General features: G+C 65.4%; 19 protein-coding genes. 12 read left to right on the top strand and 7 right to left on the bottom strand.

The window, feature by feature from the left end:
- The first annotated feature begins 213 nt into the window (after positions 1–213).
- Positions 214–474 carry an aldo/keto reductase gene (locus FHW83_RS30555; RefSeq protein WP_229223975.1) on the top strand — a complete coding sequence of 87 codons (261 nt, stop codon included), beginning with the start codon at positions 214–216 and terminating at the stop codon, positions 472–474.
- Here FHW83_RS30555 and FHW83_RS01655 read toward each other — a convergent pair whose 3' ends face one another.
- A complete protein-coding gene (locus FHW83_RS01655) occupies positions 475–1,626 on the bottom strand; it encodes an MFS transporter (RefSeq protein WP_218105997.1) in 1,152 nt (383 codons plus the stop codon).
- A gap of 102 nt (positions 1,627–1,728) precedes the next feature.
- Here FHW83_RS01655 and FHW83_RS01660 point away from each other — a divergent pair, with 102 nt between their 5' ends.
- Positions 1,729–2,547 carry a helix-turn-helix domain-containing protein gene (locus tag FHW83_RS01660; RefSeq protein ID WP_176644622.1) on the top strand — a complete coding sequence of 273 codons (819 nt, stop codon included), beginning with the start codon at positions 1,729–1,731 and terminating at the stop codon, positions 2,545–2,547.
- On the opposite strand, the gene FHW83_RS01665 is transcribed toward FHW83_RS01660, so the two are convergent.
- Positions 2,528–4,006, bottom strand: coding sequence for a HAMP domain-containing sensor histidine kinase (locus FHW83_RS01665; protein WP_176644623.1), 1,479 nt, complete (start codon positions 4,004–4,006; stop codon positions 2,528–2,530). The two genes, FHW83_RS01660 and FHW83_RS01665, sit on opposite strands and share 20 nt — an antisense overlap.
- Positions 4,003–4,716, bottom strand: a complete 714-nt coding sequence (locus FHW83_RS01670) for a response regulator transcription factor (RefSeq protein WP_176644624.1) — start codon at positions 4,714–4,716, stop codon at positions 4,003–4,005. The genes FHW83_RS01665 and FHW83_RS01670 overlap by 4 nt, the downstream gene beginning before the upstream one ends.
- A 122-nt stretch (positions 4,717–4,838) precedes the next feature.
- Between FHW83_RS01670 and msrB the strand changes: the two genes are divergently transcribed.
- Genes msrB through FHW83_RS01710 form a run of 8 tightly spaced genes read left to right on the top strand, consistent with a single transcriptional unit; the run spans position 4,839 to position 11,465 of the window.
- Positions 4,839–5,324, top strand: coding sequence for a peptide-methionine (R)-S-oxide reductase MsrB (msrB, locus tag FHW83_RS01675; RefSeq protein ID WP_176644625.1), 486 nt, complete (start codon positions 4,839–4,841; stop codon positions 5,322–5,324).
- A gap of 13 nt (positions 5,325–5,337) precedes the next feature.
- Positions 5,338–7,155 carry a cytochrome c biogenesis protein CcdA gene (locus FHW83_RS01680; protein WP_176644626.1) on the top strand — a complete coding sequence of 606 codons (1,818 nt, stop codon included), beginning with the start codon at positions 5,338–5,340 and terminating at the stop codon, positions 7,153–7,155.
- Positions 7,156–7,170: 15 nt separating this feature from the next.
- Positions 7,171–7,872: a peptide-methionine (S)-S-oxide reductase MsrA gene (msrA, locus tag FHW83_RS01685; RefSeq protein ID WP_176644627.1), complete on the top strand. Its 702-nt coding sequence runs from the start codon at positions 7,171–7,173 to the stop codon at positions 7,870–7,872.
- A gap of 37 nt (positions 7,873–7,909) precedes the next feature.
- The gene (locus FHW83_RS01690; RefSeq protein ID WP_176644628.1) at positions 7,910–8,950 is read left to right on the top strand and encodes an ABC transporter substrate-binding protein; all 1,041 of its coding nucleotides are present in this window, start codon (positions 7,910–7,912) and stop codon (positions 8,948–8,950) included.
- Complete coding sequence (locus FHW83_RS01695; protein ID WP_373997154.1) at positions 8,947–9,531, top strand: SCO family protein; 585 nt, start codon at positions 8,947–8,949, stop codon at positions 9,529–9,531. The genes FHW83_RS01690 and FHW83_RS01695 overlap by 4 nt, the downstream gene beginning before the upstream one ends.
- A complete protein-coding gene (locus tag FHW83_RS01700; RefSeq protein ID WP_229223976.1) occupies positions 9,528–9,959 on the top strand; it encodes a hypothetical protein in 432 nt (143 codons plus the stop codon). Before FHW83_RS01695 ends, FHW83_RS01700 begins: the two co-directional genes overlap by 4 nt.
- Before the next feature lie 23 nt (positions 9,960–9,982).
- Positions 9,983–10,741, top strand: a complete 759-nt coding sequence (locus tag FHW83_RS01705; protein ID WP_176644629.1) for an ABC transporter permease — start codon at positions 9,983–9,985, stop codon at positions 10,739–10,741.
- Entirely contained in the window at positions 10,731–11,465 is a 735-nt protein-coding gene (locus FHW83_RS01710) for an ABC transporter ATP-binding protein (protein WP_176644630.1), read from the top strand. The genes FHW83_RS01705 and FHW83_RS01710 overlap by 11 nt, the downstream gene beginning before the upstream one ends.
- On the opposite strand, the gene FHW83_RS01715 is transcribed toward FHW83_RS01710, so the two are convergent.
- Positions 11,455–12,426 (bottom strand): alpha/beta fold hydrolase, encoded by a 972-nt coding sequence (locus FHW83_RS01715; RefSeq protein WP_176644631.1) that lies wholly within the window; start codon positions 12,424–12,426, stop codon positions 11,455–11,457. The two genes, FHW83_RS01710 and FHW83_RS01715, sit on opposite strands and share 11 nt — an antisense overlap.
- A 57-nt stretch (positions 12,427–12,483) precedes the next feature.
- Here FHW83_RS01715 and FHW83_RS01720 point away from each other — a divergent pair, with 57 nt between their 5' ends.
- On the top strand, positions 12,484–13,194 hold the full coding sequence (locus FHW83_RS01720; protein WP_176644632.1) for a hypothetical protein: 711 nt from the start codon (positions 12,484–12,486) through the stop codon (positions 13,192–13,194).
- Here FHW83_RS01720 and FHW83_RS30560 read toward each other — a convergent pair.
- The 3 genes from FHW83_RS30560 to earP all read right to left on the bottom strand — a co-directional run bounded on the left by FHW83_RS30560 (position 13,081) and on the right by earP (position 15,701).
- Entirely contained in the window at positions 13,081–13,707 is a 627-nt protein-coding gene (locus FHW83_RS30560; RefSeq protein WP_229223977.1) for a hypothetical protein, read from the bottom strand. The genes FHW83_RS01720 and FHW83_RS30560 overlap by 114 nt on opposite strands.
- A gap of 168 nt (positions 13,708–13,875) precedes the next feature.
- Entirely contained in the window at positions 13,876–14,451 is a 576-nt protein-coding gene (locus FHW83_RS01730) for an elongation factor P (RefSeq protein WP_176644633.1), read from the bottom strand.
- 113 nt (positions 14,452–14,564) lie between these two features.
- Positions 14,565–15,701, bottom strand: coding sequence for an elongation factor P maturation arginine rhamnosyltransferase EarP (gene earP, locus FHW83_RS01735; RefSeq protein ID WP_176644634.1), 1,137 nt, complete (start codon positions 15,699–15,701; stop codon positions 14,565–14,567).
- Between the two features lie 147 nt (positions 15,702–15,848).
- Between earP and FHW83_RS01740 the strand changes: the two genes are divergently transcribed.
- Positions 15,849–16,742, top strand: coding sequence for a hypothetical protein (locus FHW83_RS01740; RefSeq protein WP_176644635.1), 894 nt, complete (start codon positions 15,849–15,851; stop codon positions 16,740–16,742).
- The last annotated feature ends 48 nt before the right edge of the window (positions 16,743–16,790 follow it).

Genomic DNA, 16,790 nt, shown 5'->3' on the forward strand with positions numbered 1-16,790 from the left:
GAGGGCGCGCCACGCGCCCTGCTCCTATGATGGACACAACATAGGAGGAAGCCATGAAATACCTGCATTTCGGCCGCCGCACCGGCCTGCGCGTTTCGGAACTGGCACTGGGAACCGGGAACTTCGGTACCAGCTGGGGCTACGGCTCCGAGCGCGACGAAGCGAAGGAGGTCTTCGACGGCTACGTCGCCGCCGGCGGCAATTTGGTCGCCGTTGGGCGGCGGCCTCCTGACCGGCAAGTACCGCGACGGCGGCAAGGAAGGCCGCATGACGGGCCTGGGCGGGGTGCTGCTGCGCACCGAAAAAAGCGACCGCGAAACCGCCACGCTGGACGCGCTGCTGGCCATCGCGCGGGAGCTGGGCGCCACGCCGGGGCACGTCGCCATCGCCTGGCTGCTGCACAAGGCGCGTCGTTCCAGCACGGCGCTGGTGCCCATCCTCGGCTCGCGCAGGCAGCTTATCCCACCGAAGTAGTCAGCGCTTCGGTTGCTCGATATGCGGCAGCAGCACCGTCAGGACACCGAGCAGCGGCAAGTAGGAGCACAGCTTGTAGACATAGGCGATGCCGTTGACGTCCGCGATATGCCCCATGGCCGCCGCGCCGATGCCGCTCACGCCGAACATCAGCCCGAAGAAGATCCCGGCCACCATGCCGACCTTGCCCGGCATGAGTTCCTGCGCGAACACCACGATGGCCGAGAAGGCCGACGAGATCACGAAACCGATGATCACCGTCAGCGCCGCCGTCCAGAACAGGTTCACATATGGCAGCGCCAGCGTGAATGGCGCCGCGCCCAGGATGGAGATCCAGATCACGCGTTTACGGCCGATGCGGTCGCCAATCGGGCCGCCCATGAAGGTGCCTGCGGCCACCGCCGCGAGGAACAGGAACAGGTACATCTGCGCCGACGACACCGACACGCCGAATTTATCGATCAGGTAGAAGGTGTAGTAGCTGGTCAGGCTGGACATGTAGATGTACTTGGAGAAGACCAGCAGCGCCAGCACGGCGAGCGCGCCATATACCCGCGCCTTGGGCAGAGGCGAAACCGCGGCCGCGGCGGCCTTGCGCGGCTGCGCCAGATGATGGCTATGCCAGCGGCTCACGTACACCAGCACCGCGATGGCGGCGGCAACCAGCAGCGCGAACCACGCGATGTTGGCCTGGCCACGGCCGATGATGACGGCGGCCGCCAGCACCGGGCCAAGCGCGGAACCGGCGTTGCCGCCCACCTGGAACAGCGACTGCGCAAAGCCGAAACGCCCGCCCGACGCGGCACGCGCCACGCGCGACGCCTCCGGGTGGAAGGTCGAGGAACCGACGCCGATCAGCGCGGCCGACAGCAGCAACGCATGGAATGACGATGCGAAGGACATCATCAACACGCCAATCAATGTGGCCACCATCCCCATCGGCAGCAGGAACGGCATGGGACGGCGGTCGGTGTAAAGGCCGATCCACGGTTGCAGCAGCGAGGCGGTGCACTGGAAGGTCAGCGTAATTAGGCCGACCTGCGTGAAGCTCAGGCCAAATTCCGCCTTGAGCATGGGGTAGATCGAAGGCAGCATGGCCTGCGTCAAGTCGTTCAGCAGGTGGACCAGGGCGACAGCGCCCAGTATCTGCATGACGGTTTCGCCGTGAGGACGGCTCATGGAGGTGGTGGTGGTAGTCATGCGGCGAGTGTAATATAGCGCACAAAGCCTGATATTCCAACTATCGTCGAATAAATGACAAACAATACCCGCAGCAGCGATCACCGCGATTACCAGCGCGTGCCGCGCGTCGTCACCGCCATGGCGCGCGACGCTGTGCATGGCGTCTCGGTGGAACCGCACAGTCACGAACGCGCGCAGCTGCTGTACGCCACCGAAGGACTGATGCGGGTGCGCACCGACGCCGGCGTGTGGATCCTGCCGCCACGCCGCGCACTGTGGATACCGCCCGGCGTAGTGCACCACTGGACTTCGCTGAGCAAGGTCACCATGCGCACCATCTACGTCGAGGCGGCGACCGCGCGCGCGTTCGGCGACAGCTGCCGCGTGATCGAGGTCAGTGCCCTGTTGCGTGAGCTGATCCTCTCGTTGCTGGACGAGCCGATCGAATATCCGCTGCCGGGACGCGGCGAACACCTCGCTATGCTGATCCTGTCCGAGCTCGCGAGGGCCGAGACGGTGCCGATCGCGATCCCCTGGCCGCGCGACCGGCGGTTGGTGGCGGTGTGCTCGGCCATCATGGCCGATCCGGGCAGCAGCCGCAATATCGAGCAGTGGGCGGACGAAGTGGGCGCCAGCGCACGCACGCTGATACGGCTGTTCCCCAAGGAGACCGGCCTGCATTATCGTCAGTGGGTGCAACAGGTGCATCTGGCCGAGGCCTTCAGCCGGCTGGCGCAAGGCCAGAGCGTGGGGGAGATGGCGGCGGCGCTGGGCTATGCGAGTCCGAGCGCGTTCAGCGCCATGTTCCGCCGCATCCTCGGCAAGACGCCGCAACACTATCTGAGCGAGTGGCGCACTCCCCTGCCGCAGCCTATGCCGCGTCCAGCGTAAAGCGGAACACGGCGCCGGATGGCGGTTCGCTGACCAGTTCTATCTTGCTGCGATGGAGCTGCAGGATGCGGCTGACGGTCAGCAGGCCAAGGCCGCCGACGCGGTATTCGCCCTGCAGCGCGATTGGACGGCGGAACAGGTTGTCGCGCAGGGCGGCTGGCACACCAGGCCCGTTGTCGGCCACCGAGACCTCCACCTTGCCATCGGCCGGCGGCCTGACCGTGATCTCCACCTCGCCGCCGGACGGCGTATGGCGGATGGCGTTGTCGAACAGGTTGGTCAGCACGCGTTCTATCATGCCCAGGTCCGCGCGCACCATCGGCGCCGGATGCGGCAAGGTCGCCATCAGGCGGATATCGCGCTCCCGCGCTTGCAGTTCGAACTTCTGGAACACGTCCTGGATCAGGTCCGACAGCGAGAACGGCTCCAGCTCCGGTTGCACCGAGCCGTGCTCCAGGCGGGCCAGTTCAAACAAGGCTTGCGCGAGGCGCCCTACTTTCTGGCTCTGCGACAGGGCGATGCCGAGGTAGCGCTGGCGCTCTTCCGCGCTCAGCGTTTCGTCCTTCAGCGACAGCGTTTCAAGATAGCCCTGGATGGAGCCCAGCGGCGTGCGCAGGTCGTGCGAGATGTTGGCCACCACTTCGCGGCGCTCGTGATCCAGCTGGCGCATGGTCTGCCACTGTTGGTTGATGCGCGCGCCCATGTCGGAGAAGGATTGTTCGAGAATCGCGATTTCGTCGCGCGGGCCGCCGCGCTGTGGCGCGGGCAGTGCCAGTTGATCGGCCTTGGTGTCCAGCTGCCGCATGGTGGCGGTCAGGCGATGCAACGGTCGCGTGATCAGGCGGAAGGCGATCAGGCCCGCCACCAGCACCAGCGCGGCCACCACCGCCATCGACCACAAGGTGGTGCGCAGCACGGAGCTGGCCGTGGCGCGCGCCGCCAGCCGGTCGTGCTCCTCGCTTTGCAGGATGACGTAGATGTAGCCGATCTTCTGTTCGCCGGCGCGCAGCACGGCGGCGCTGAAGACTTTGCGTCCCCGCTCGCTGCGTGGATCGTCGCCCTGGATCGGCAGCGGCTCGTTGTTCAGCAGGCGGCGGACCGGCGCCAGGTCGACGCGGTCGCGTTTCAAATGACCGGCCGGCGCCGCATGGCCGACGATGCGGCCGTCGTTGTCCAGCAGGTAGACCTCCACGCTGGGATTCACCGACATCAGTTTGTTGAACAGGCGGCGCACGGCCGCCGGGCCGAGGCCATCGCCGGGCGCCGTCGTGTCATCGTCGGCCTGCATCAACTGCGCGTCCAGCGCGATGCTGCGCGCAAGTCCGCGCGACAGGCCTTGCACCACTTCCTTCTCATGCATGATGTTGGCGCGGATTTGCAGCCACGCGGACGCGCCGCAGCACACCAGCAGCAGGAAGCAGAAGACCAGCGACAGGCGCTGCGACAGCGTCAGGTTCATGATGCCGCGCCGCCGGCGTAGCGGTAGCCTTTGCCCCACACGGTGAGGATGCGCATCGGCTCGGCGGGATCGGCTTCGATCTTGGCGCGCAGACGGTTGATGTGGGTGTTGACGGTGTGTTCGTAGCCGTCGTGCTGGTAGCCCCACACCTGGTTCAACAGATCCAGCCGCGAGAAGACCTTTTCCGGGTTCTTGATGAAGTGGTACAGCAGGTCGAATTCACGCGGCGTCAGGTCCAGCGCGGCGCCATTCAGGTACGCCTGGCGCGTCAGCGGATCGACGCGCACACCGTTCAGCTCCAGCAGGCCGGCGGCGGCGGACTGGTTGCGCGACATGGCGGCGGCGCGGCGCAACAGCGCTTTCACGCGCGCCACCAGTTCCAGCACGGAGAACGGTTTCGGCAGATAGTCGTCGGCGCCCAGCTCCAGCCCGAGGATGCGATGCACCTCGCTGGAGCGCGCGCTGGTGATGATGATGGGCGTGTAGGTGGTCATGGCGCGCGCCTGGCGGCAGATTTCCAGCCCGTCCACGCCGGGAAGCATGATGTCGAGGATGAGCGCATCCCAGCCGCCGGCACGCACTTGCGCCAGCCCCTGGGCGCCGTCCGCACAATGGGTGACCTGATATCCCTCGTCCTGGAGGTGGATACGCAGGAGGTCTGCGATATGTATGTCGTCTTCGACGATGAGTACACGTTTAGCTGGTTCCATGACCATCATTGTGCCGGATTCCGGCGCTGAAAGTATCACAAATCGTTTAAGTTTACGTGAGGATTTTGTCAGCACTGCCGGCGCAGAATGGCTCCATCGTTATTCCACTTATGGAGCACACCATGACATCCCGACGTTCTTTCATGCTGACCAGCGGCGCGGCTTTGCTGGCCGGCCTCACTTATCGCGCCACGATGGCTGCCCCCGCCGCCGCGTGGGAGGTCACCCGCACCGACGCCGAATGGCGCGCCAAGCTCACGGCCGCGCAATACGAGGTGCTGCGCAAGCACGGCACCGAGCGGCCTTTCAGCAGCCCTTTGTACAAGGAACACCGCGCGGGCAAGTTCTTCTGCGCCGGCTGCCAGAATCCGTTGTTCTCGTCGAAGAACAAGTTCGACAGCGGCACGGGCTGGCCGAGTTTCTGGAAGCCGCTGGAGCGCGGCGTCCACACCAGCCGCACCACGTCACTCGGCATGTACGGCGTGGAGGTGGTGTGCCGTCGTTGCGGCAGTCATCTCGGCGACGTGTTTGACGATGGCCCGGAACCGACCGGCCTGCGCTACTGCATCGACGGCGTGGCGCTGAATTTCGTTCCCGGCGAAGCTTGAGGAGGGTCGCATCATGGTACTGATTCTGCTTGCTTATCTTGGCGGGGCGCTGACGATACTCAGTCCCTGCATTCTGCCGGTGCTGCCGTTCGTGTTTGCGCGTACTGGCCAACCGTTTGTACGCAGCGTGCTGCCGCTGTTGGCCGGCATGGCCCTGACCTTCGCGCTGGTCGCGACGTTGGCCGCGGTGGGCGGCGGCTGGGTGGTTCAGGCTAACCAGTATGGCCGTTGGGTGGCGCTGGTGTTGATGGCGTTCTTCGGCCTGACCTTGATGCTGCCGCACCTGGCGGACCGCTTGACCAAGCCGCTGGTGGCGCTGGGCGATAAGTTGTCCAGCAAGGCGCGGCAGGATGGCGCGGCGGCAGGCAGCGGCGCGCGCTCGTCCTTCCTGTTGGGCGTGGCCACCGGTTTACTGTGGGCGCCGTGCGCGGGCCCGGTGCTGGGACTGGTGCTGACCGGCGCGGCCTTGAATGGCGCGAGTGCCGGCACGACCTTGCTGTTGTTGGCGTATGCGGCGGGCGCGGCGACTTCGCTGGCGCTGGCCCTGCTCATCGGCGGCAAGGTGTTCAGCGCGATGAAGCGTTCGCTGGGCGCGGGCGAATGGATACGGCGCGGTCTGGGCGTGGCCATGCTGGCAGGCGTCGGCGCAATCGCGACCGGCCTGGACACCGGGCTGCTGACGCAAGTCTCGAGCGTCGCAACGGCCGGCATCGAGCAAAAACTGATCGATACCTTGGCGCCGCACGACAACGAGGTCCCCGCCGGCGGCGCGATGATGCGCAGCGTGGCGGCACGCGGCGACGCCGCCGATGGCCCGGCCATGATGGCGCGGCGGGTGGCGGCGACGGCGGCCGATGCGCTGCCGGTCGAAGGACAGCTGCCGTCGCTGAACGGCGCCGTGGAGTGGCTGAATTCCGCGCCGCTGACCGCCGAGCAGTTGAAAGGCAAGGTCGTGCTGGTCGACTTCTGGACCTACTCCTGCATCAATTGCCTGCGCAGCCTGCCCTACACCAAGGCCTGGGCCGAGAAGTACCGCGACCAGGGGCTGGTGGTGATCGGCGTGCACGCGCCGGAATTCGCCTTCGAACGCAACGTCAGCAACGTCCGCAAGGCCGTGAAGGATCAAGGCATCACCTTCCCGGTGGCTATCGACAACAATTACGCGATCTGGCGCGCCTTTAACAACCAGTACTGGCCCGCGCACTACTTCATCGACGCCAAGGGCCAGATCCGCCACCATCACTTTGGTGAAGGCGAATACGCCCGCTCCGAACAGGTGATCCAGCAACTGCTGGAAGAGGCAGGCCGCAAAAACGTCAGCAACTCCGTGGTCAGCACCGAGGACGTGCAAGGCATCCAGCGGCAGTCCGACATGGGCCAGGTCGGTTCCCCGGAGACCTACCTGGGCTACGAGCGCGCCGAAAACTTCGCCTCGCCGGAGAAACAGGCCGCGAACGCCGCCCGCCAGTACACGGCGCCCGCCAAGCCCGCGCTGAACCAGTGGGGCCTGTCCGGCAACTGGCTGTCGCAAGCGGAGCAGGTCACGCTGAACAGCGGCACCGGCGGCATCGTCTACCGCTTCCATGCGCGTGACCTGCACCTGGTGCTCGGCCCGGCCAAAGACGGCAAGCCGGTGCGCTTCCGCGTGACCATCGACGGCGCGGCGCCGGGCCAGCATCACGGCGCGGACACCGCCGCCGACGGCACCGGCACCATCGACAGCCAGCGCCTGTACCAACTGGTGCGTCAATCCGGCACGGTGGGCGACCGCACTTTCAGCATCGAGTTTCTCGACCCGGGCGTACAAGCCTACGCCTTCACTTTTGGCTAATTCAGGAGAACGACCATGAAAAACATCGCATTAAAACTGGGCGCTCCGCTCGCCCTGCTCTGCGCCTTCGCCTACCAGCAGCAAGCCGCCAACGCCGCCGAGGAGGCCGTGGTGATCGCCGCGCCAGCCGTCGACGAGCCAGCCGGCACCGCCCGCACGGCGACCGCCATCTTTGCCGGCGGCTGCTTCTGGGGCGTGCAAGGCGTGTTCCAGCACGTGAAGGGCGTGACCAGCGCCGTCTCCGGCTACACCGGCGGCGAAGCGCGCACCGCCAATTACGAAGCGGTGGAAGGCGGCGACACCGGCCACGCCGAATCCGTGAAGATCACCTACGACCCCACGCAAGTCAGCTACGGCAAACTGCTGCAGGTGTTCTTCTCGGTCGCGCACGATCCCACGCAGCTGAATCGCCAGGGTCCGGATCGCGGCACCCAGTACCGCTCCGCCATCTTCCCCCAGACGGCAAGCCAGCGCGCCGTGGCGGAAAAATACATCGCCCAACTGGACGCGTCCCGCGCCTTCAAAAAGCCGTTGGTGACCCGGATCGAGATGGACAAGAAGTTCTATACCGCCGAGTCCTACCACCAGAACTACCTGACCCTGCATCCCAACGATCCGTATATTGTTTACAACGATCTGCCCAAGGTCGCCAACCTGAAGCGCATTTCACCGGACCTGTACAGATCCGACGCTGTACTGTTACGTAATACCCTGTAGTACAATTACAGTAACAATACGGTGGAAGAGACACGCCATGCACAATACCGAAGTTGATTCGCCCCTGCGCCGCCAGCTGCTTGGCGGGATGCTGTCCGCCGCCGTCCCGGCGCTGCCGCTGCTGACCTCCTCCAGCGCCAGCGCCGCCGAATCCCCGATACAGGTCGGCGGCTTGCCCGTCACCTGCAACCTCACCCTGCCGATCGCCTGTGTCGCCAAGGCCGCCGCCGCAGGCAAGCCGGGCGCCCTGCCGCGTGGCTTCGAGTACAGCAAATACAACGGCTGGCCGGAGGTCAAGGAATCCTTGATGACCGGCCGTATCCAGGCCGCCTACATGCTGGCGCCGCTGGTGATGGACCTGGCCGACAAGCGCATTCCGGTCAAGATAGTCTCGCTGGGCCACCGCTCGGGCGCCGTCATCATGGTGCGCACTGATTCCAGCTACAAGAAGTTCGCCGACCTCAAAGGCAAGCGCATCGCCATCCCGAGCCGCTTCGCGGTCGACTTCCTGTTCCTGCGCAAGATGCTGGCGCGCGAAAAAATGTCGCCCAAGGATATCGAGATCGTCGAGATGGCCCCGCCGGACATGCCGGCCGCGCTGTACGCCAAGGCGGTCGATGGCTACTGCACCGGCGAGCCGTTCGGCGCCGCCGCGCAGCGCGCCGGCTATGCCCGCCCGTTGGCCATGACGCGCGACGAATGGCGCAATTACATCTGCTGCGTGCTGACCGTGCGCGAGGAACTGATCAAGGAAAACCGCCCGCTGGTGCAGGAGCTGGTCAACTACGTGCAGGCCGCCGGCAACTGGCTGGACTCCACCCCGGTGAGCCGCGAGAAAGCCGTGACCATCGCCGCCGGCCGCAAATACTTCAACCAGGACCCGAACGTGCTGCGCTTCGTGATGCAGAATCCGGCCGACCGCGTCACCTACGGCGACCTGCGCATGATCCGCGCGGAGTTCGACGAATTGATGCAGCTGTCGATCGAAGCCGGCACCATCAAGCGCCCCATCGCCTACGAGAACTACGTGGACGAGAGCTTCGTCAAAGCCATCAAGCCAGTGACCATCAGCCTGTGAAAAGGATCCTCGCCACGCTGCTGGCCGCAGCCACCGTCGCCAGTGCGGCCGACGCCGCCGAACCGCTCGGCCTCAAGGCCGGCACCTTCGATCCGCCGCGCATGGCGCCCGACTTCACCGTCAAGGGCTCCAACGGCAAGCCACTGACGCTGAGCCAGTACCGCGGCAAGCTGGTGCTGCTGGAATTCGGCTACACCTCCTGCGTGGACGTGTGCCCGGTGTCGCTGGCGATGCTGGCGCAGGCGCGCAAGCAGCTGGGGGCGCAGGCGGACCAGCTGCAAGTCATCTACGTCACCGTCGATCCGGAGCGCGACACCGAGGAGCGCATGCGCAACTACCTGCGCGCCTTCGACCCCACCTTCATCGGCGCCACCGGCACGCCACAGCAAATGGCCAAGGTGCGCCAGGACTACGGCATCACCGCCACCAGGAAGCAGATCGAGGGCAGCAAGGATTACATCGTCGGCCACTCCTCCTACCTGTACTTCGTCGACGGCGCCGGCAAGCTGCGCGCGCTGCTGCCCTACGGCCGCACGGCCGACGACGTGGTGCACGACGTCAAACTGCTGCTGAAGAATTGAAAACGCCGCGCGTCCTCCTGCTGATCGTTGCGGGCGCGGCGTGCGCCGCCGCCGCGTGGGGCGCGCTGGCGCCGATCAAACTGGCCTCGCGCGACGAACTGTTTGAAATCCCGGCCGGCACCTACGCGCGCCGCATGGCCGGCGACAAGGTCGAGATCCTGCCCGCCGAAATCCACCTGACGCACGGCGCCAACGACGTGCTCCTGCTGCGCAACCTGGACAACGTGCCGCAAATCTTCGGCCCCGTGCTCATCATGCCGGGCCAGAGTTTCCGGCTGCCGTTTGAAACCGTCTCCGTCAACGACTTCGCCTGCACCGCGCACGCCAGCGGTCAAATGCGCGTGGTGGTGGACGAGATGCCGGCCGCCGGCTGGCCGCGCCTGCGGTGGCGCACCGCCCGCGCGTGGAAGCAAATAAAGCCAACATAAAAAACCAAACTAACAGGGAGCACATGGAAAAACTCAAAACCATCCTGCCGCCGCTGGCGGTGCTGATCGCCCTGATCGCCCTGTGGTGGGTGATCGTGGTGCAAACCGAAAGCGTGATCTTCCCGACGCCGGGCCAGGTGGTCACCGGCACCATGGAGCTGGTGGAGGACGGCACGCTGTGGGAACACATCGGCGCCTCGCTGTTCCGGGTAGGCTGCGGCTTCGGCCTGGCCGCGCTGGTGGCGATTCCGCTCGGCCTGTGGATGGGCCGCGTGGACGCCGCCTACATCACGCTCAACCCCATCTTCCAGATCCTGCGCCCGATTTCACCGATCGCGTGGATCCCGCTGGCCATCCTGTGGTTCGGGGTCGGCAACCTGTCGCCGGTGTTCCTGATCTTTATCGCTTCCGTGTTCCCGATGATCGTGCAGACGGCGGCCGGCGTGCACACCATCGAACGGCGCTACCTGCGCGCGGCCGAGAACTTTGGCGTCTCGCGCCTGGTGCTGTTCAAGCAGGTCATCATTCCGGCCGTGCTGCCGGAGATTATCGTCGGCATGCGCATCGCGCTGGGCGTGGCCTGGCTGGTGGTGGTGGCGGCGGAAATGATCGCGCTGCGTTCCGGCCTCGGCTATCTCATCATGGATTCGCGCAACGCCGGCAACCGCTATGACCTGGTCATCGCCGGCATGGTGATCATCGGCGTCATCGGCCTGATACTGGACGCGGTGATGCGCAAGCTCGAAGGACTCAAATCGGTAAGGTGGCGCTATGGACGCTAAGATCGTCGTCAACAACATCAAGAAGCAATTCAAGGACCTGCCGGTGGTGGGCGGTGTCAGCCTGTCGGTCGGGGATGGCGAATTCGTCGCCATCGTCGGCCCGTCCGGCTGCGGCAAATCGACGCTGATGAAGATCATCGCTGGCTTCGAGCCGCCCAGCGAAGGCGAAGTGCTGATTGACGGCGTTGTGCGCCATGGCCCCAGCCCGAAAGGCATCGCCATCTCGCAGCACGGCTCCGTGTTCCCGTGGCTGACGGTGCAGCAGAACCTGATGTTCGGCCTGACCGGCGACGGCCACGGCGACAAGGCCGCGCTGGCGGACCATTACGCCGAGATGGTGGGCCTCAAGGGCTTCGAAAACAGCTATCCGCACGAACTCTCGGGCGGCATGCTGAAACGGGTGGAGATCGCGCGGGCGCTGGTGGTCAAGCCCGAGATCCTGTACATGGACGAACCCTTCTCCGCGCTGGACGCGCTGATGAACCTCAAGATGCGCAACGAGCTGCTGCGCATCCTCGGCGAGGAGCGCCACACCGTGCTGCTGATCACGCACGACGTGGAGGAAGCCCTGTTCATGGCGGACCGCGTGCTGGTGCTGTCGCCCCGTCCCACCCGCATCCAGGCCGTGTTCGAAGTGCCGCACCCGCATCCGCGCAAGCTCTCCCATCCCGAGCTGCAGCAGATGAAGGAGCAGATCCTGCAGGAGCTGGGCGTTACGGTGTGACCTGTTTCAGCACCTCCAGCACGGCGTCGACCACGGCTTCCGGCTTATCGGCCTGAATCACGTGGCCGGCGCCGGCCACCACGCGCTGGGTGGCGCGGGTGGAGAGTTTGGTGAACTCCTTCTGTATCGCGAAGTTTTCATCTTCAAAAGCCTTGTTCATCGCGCTTTGCGGCTGGCCCGGCACCGCATACGGGCTCACGCCGCGCGTCAACACCACCAGCGGGATGTCGCCGAACGGACGGCGTAATTTGCGCAGCTGCCCGTCGCTGGTGGCGATCGCCGCATACTCCGCCACATTGGCCTGCCAGTACGACAATTTGGATTCGGACGCCAGTCGCGCCGCGCCGAGCCGCGGGCCGAAAGTCGCCAGCGGATCGCCAATGCAGTTGTTGCGCGCCTCGGCGTTTTTGGCGAAGCCCTTCTTCGCAGCGGCCAGGCAGTACTTGCCCTGCTGCTCTACCATCGCGTAAATCTGCTTTACCTTGCCTTCGGTGACCTTGTCCAGGCGATCGGTTTCGTCTTCATGCTGCGCCTCCACCAGCACCAATCCTTTCACCTCCGCCGGATAGCGATAGGTGTACACCTGCACATTGGCGCCGCCCAGCGAGTTGCCCACCATGACATACGGCCCCTTCTCGCCCGCCGCTGCCAGCAGCTTGTGCAAATCGGCCGCCACGCTCTCGGAGGTATTCGGCGTTTTCACCGGATCGCTGAAACCGAAGCCGGCGCGGTCGAACACGCAGGCGCGCGCGTGCTTGGCCACTTCCGGCTGCACGCGATACCACGACCAGCCGGCGTCGCCGGACGGCGCGTCAAACACCACGGTGACCGGCCCCTGGCCGCTGCAGTACATGTTCATCTTGCGGCCGCCTCCCACATCGAAGCGATGCGGCACGGCGAACTCGCTCGCCATCGCCCAGCCCGCGCTTAACGCCAATACCACAAAAACCACCTTACGCATCGCTACTCCCAAGTGATGCAGCGCCACGGCTGCGACGCCTGATAGTACAATGGAATCATGCAAAATTTGACATCCGAACTACAAAGACTTTACCTGCTGCCCGGCCAGCAGGTCGACGGCCAGGCGGTCAACCTGGTCGGCGCCGATGGCGTCACGCGCGCACTGGTGATCGACTTCCACCAGGCTCCCGAGGAGCTGCATTGGGCGCGCCTGTGCGATGTGGCCAACGCGCTGCAAACGGAATTGGGCCTGCCCGCGCCGGCGGTCAGCGTGTCGGGCGGCGAGTGCTATCGCCTGTGGCTGTCGCTGGCGCGGCCGATACCGGAGGCCCAGGCGAAACAATTCCTCGCCTTGCTGCACAAGGCTTACTTTGAAGATGAGCAGATTGATTTCGGCCGCAGCCGCGTCGATTTGCCGCCGGCGCTGAACCACGCCACCGGCCTGTGGGCCGCCTTCATCAACCCCAGCATGGGCGGCGCGCTGGCCGAGGATCTGGGTTTGGAGATGGCGCCGCCGGAAGCCGCGCAGGCGGCCTTCCTTGAGCGCCTTGAAAGCATCACGGAAGAGGAATTTGCTCAGGCATTGGCCACGCTGCGGCGCAAGCACGATGCCGCGCCGGCGGCGGTGCAAGCGCCCGCCATGCCGTCCACCGCGTCAGGCGTCGAGCCGCAGGACCTGCTGCTCAGGGACGCCACGCTGGAAGACATCGTCCGCCACCTGCACGCGCTGGGCATCGAGCCGACCTTCCGCCACGTGCTGAAACACTAGCACGCTGAGCGCCTTGTCGGCGCCGGCGCCGGCCATCGCCGTATCGACCAGCTGGGCGCCCTGCGCCTTCAACGCCAGCAGCGTGTGCTGGATGTCCGCGTCGCGCTCCCGCATGATCGGGTCCATGCCCAGGATGGACGACAGCGTCAGCGCCGCCAACTCGCCCGCCCTCACCTTGCCGACCACCACCGCGCCGGCCGCGCGCAGCTGCGTCGCCGCCGGCTCGGCGTCGTCACGGATCAGTACCGGCACACCGTGCAGCGGCCCGCGCACGCGCCTCAGGTTGCGCTCGCGGTCCATGTCCAGCGCCACCTTCAGCGCATGCGGATGGACCTCGATCCCCTTGCCGACTATGCGGATACGCGCCAGGTACTGCGACGTCAGCCAATGCGAGGTAAGCTTGCCCGCCTCCATCATCCGCTGCTGCTCGCGGACGCCGGCGTCGAGGATACCGCCCGTGCCCGGCTGCCTGCCCGGCGGATTGCCGAGTCTTACGAAATCCCTGCGATTCATGCCATCCTCGTGAGTGGTTTCACTAATGCACCGCGTTTGTTGCGTCGCATTAATATATCAGCAGCTTGCAACTTGCACCACAAAAATTGGCAAAAAAAAAGCACCTGCGGCCATGAGACGGTCTTGGCCGTCTCAGCACGCAGGTGCTTTTTTGGGGGGCTGGGCTGCTTAGCCGCGCACCACTTTCTTGAATTCGTTGGTGCGGGTGTCGATCTCGACGATGTCGTCTTGCGACACGAACAGCGGCACCTGGATCGAGAACTGCTTCGATTCGATGGCGTTTTCGATCTTGGCTTCCTTGGTCACGTTGCCCGAGGTGTTGCCTTTGACCGCAGGCTCCGAGTACACCACCTGACGCTGGATGGTGGTTGGCAGTTCAACCGAGATCGCCTTGCCGTCGTAGAACACGGCTTCGCATTCCATGCCGTCCTTCAGGTAGTTCAGGGCGTCGCCCAGGTTTTCTTCTTCGATTTCGTACTGTTCGTAGTCGGCGTCCATGAACACGTACAGCGGGTCGGCGAAGTACGAGTAGGTCACTGGCTTCTTGTCCAGAACCACCACGTCGAATTTGTCGTCGCCGCGGAACACGCTCTCGAACGGGGCGTTGGTCAGCAAGTTCTTCATTTTCCATTTGTAGGTGAAGCCCGTGCGGCTCGAACCGTTGACGTCGGAGCGCAGTACGATGAATGGCTTAGCGTCAACCATGATAATGTTGCCGACACGAATTTCTTTTGCTGGTTTCATAGCGATTCTACTTAATAAGGTGGTTGCGTAAAGATCATCGTCGCCTGACGTTTGATCGAAAAAAAGCGGTACAGAGCTAAACCCAGCATTGTACCTGTTTTTTGGCCATGCGCCTATCTCAAGCTGGCGGCGAACGACAGCATATTACTGGCCAGGTCGCCATGGGACAGCATTTCCCGCTGCCATGCGGCGGCGCGGGCCGTGGCGGCGCCGGCTTCGGCCGCCACGGCGGCCCAGGACGCCGCCCAGTTGTCATCCTCGCCATGCGCCGGCGCGCCGTTCCAGCGCAGCGAAAAATCGGCCAGCGCCGGCAGGTCGGCCGCGTAGCGCCGCAGGAAGGCGCGCAACTTCTTGTGGTGCAGGTTCTCGTCCTGCGGGTAGATGTGCCAGATGAAGGGCTTGCCGGCCCACTGCGCGCGCACGAAGGAATCCTCGCCGCGCACGAAGTTCAGGTCGCAGGCCCACAGCAGCTTGTCGTAATCGGGCTGCGGCACGAAGGGCAGCACGCGCACCGTCAGCGCGCCGCGCGTGGCCACGCTGCCGGCCCCGCCCCCGCCGCCGGTGAAGGCGCGCACGGCGTCGGCCGCCACGCCCTCCGGCACCAGGCAGGTGAGCGGCCGCGCGCCGTTTTGCCACACATCGAACAAGGCCGACACCGGCGCGTGCGGATAGCAGAACAGGGAAACCCGCGTGGCCGCCTGCTCGGCCGGCGTCAGGCCCAGTTGCGACAGGAAGGCGGCCGGTTCGAATTGCAGGCGCTGCCGCTCCAGTTCGGCCTCGCGCAGCAGGCCGCCGGTCTTGTCGGTAAAGCCGGGGAAGAAGAAATACTTGGTCATCGCGCGCGGCTGCATTGACGGCAGGCGGTGGCAGCCCTCGACCCACTCCTCCGCCGTCAGCCCCTCCAGATTGAACCATACCGGCCGCGGCGCGCATTGCGCCATGGCGTCGATGTAACCGGGCGGAAGGTCGACCGCGAAGAATTCGATCACGATGTCGGCCACCTCGGCCGGCGTGTAGACGCCGTCCTGGTCGCGCCAGTGCCGCACGGTCACGCCCTCCACCTGCTGGCGCTCCGCCGCCACGTTCACCGCCGGGCAAATGCGCTGGAAGCTGGCCAGGTCGTCCACGAACAGGGTGACGGCCAGCCCGTGCTCGCGCACCAGCTGTTTGGCGAGACGCCAGCAAATGCCGATGTCGCCGTAGTTGTCGACGACGCGGCAGAACAGGTCAAGGCGGCGGAATGGGGTCATGGCGGGCAAGCAGAAAAATCGAGGCTGGATGATACCTGATTAACACGCGGCGGGAACCAAGAATACCAAAACTTCGCGGGTGGCTGTCAGTCCAACCCTACCAGCGCGGCCCACCGGCTGCGCTGTCATTTACAACAAGGAGATGTCATGAATGAATTCTATGGACAACAACTCACCCCGCAACAATATGGCGAACTGGCCCCGCAAGGTTTCTTCGGCGGCCTGCTGGGCGCGCCGCTGGGCGGCCTGATCGGACGCGGCATCGGCGGCCTGTTCGGTAACGCCAACCTCGGCCGCCAGATCGGCCAGGCGGCCGGCGGCATCGGCGGCAGCCTGCTGCCGTTCGGCGTCGATCCGCTGACCGCCGCCTACGCGCAGCAACAGCAACAGCAGCAACTGCTGCAACAGGCGCAGCTGGGCCAGCTGGCGCCGCAAGGCTGGTTCGGCAACATCATCAAGAGCGTGGGTCGCCCGCTGGGCGGCATGATCGGCGGCGCCTTCGGTAACGCCGGCCTCGGCGGCACCATCGGCGGCATCGCCGGCCAGCTGGGCGGCATGCTGCCGTTCGGCGCCGATCCGGTGGCGGCGGCCTACGCGCAGCAGGGGCTGGCGCCGCAAGGCCTGTTTGGCGACCTGTGGCGCAAGAGCCATCCGTACAGCAGCGTGTACAACCCCTTCATTCCGCAGCCGCCCAACCTGCTGCCGTTCGGCGCCGACCCGGTGACGGCCGCCTACGCACAACAAGCACAACAGGAAGCGCTGGCGCAGCAGATGCAGGAGCAAGGCCTGGCGCCGCAAGGCTGGTTCGGCAACATCATCAAGAGCGTGGGTCGCCCGCTGGGCGGCATGATCGGCGGCGCCTTCGGTAACGCCGGCCTCGGCGGCACCATCGGCGGCATCGCCGGCCAGCTGGGCGGCATGCTGCCGTTTGGCGTGGACCCGGTCAGCGCGGCCTACGCCCAACAACAAGCACAACTGGCGCAACTGGCGGCGCAGCAAGGCAACACCGCGCTGTACGGCGGCCAGCAAACGCTGCATTGACGCGGCGGCGCCCCGGGCGCCAGCCATTGAGCCCTCCTGCGGCGGCCG

Source organism: Duganella sp. SG902 (assembly GCF_013376005.1).
In the GTDB taxonomy this organism is placed as follows: Bacteria; Pseudomonadota; Gammaproteobacteria; order Burkholderiales; family Burkholderiaceae_D; genus Rugamonas.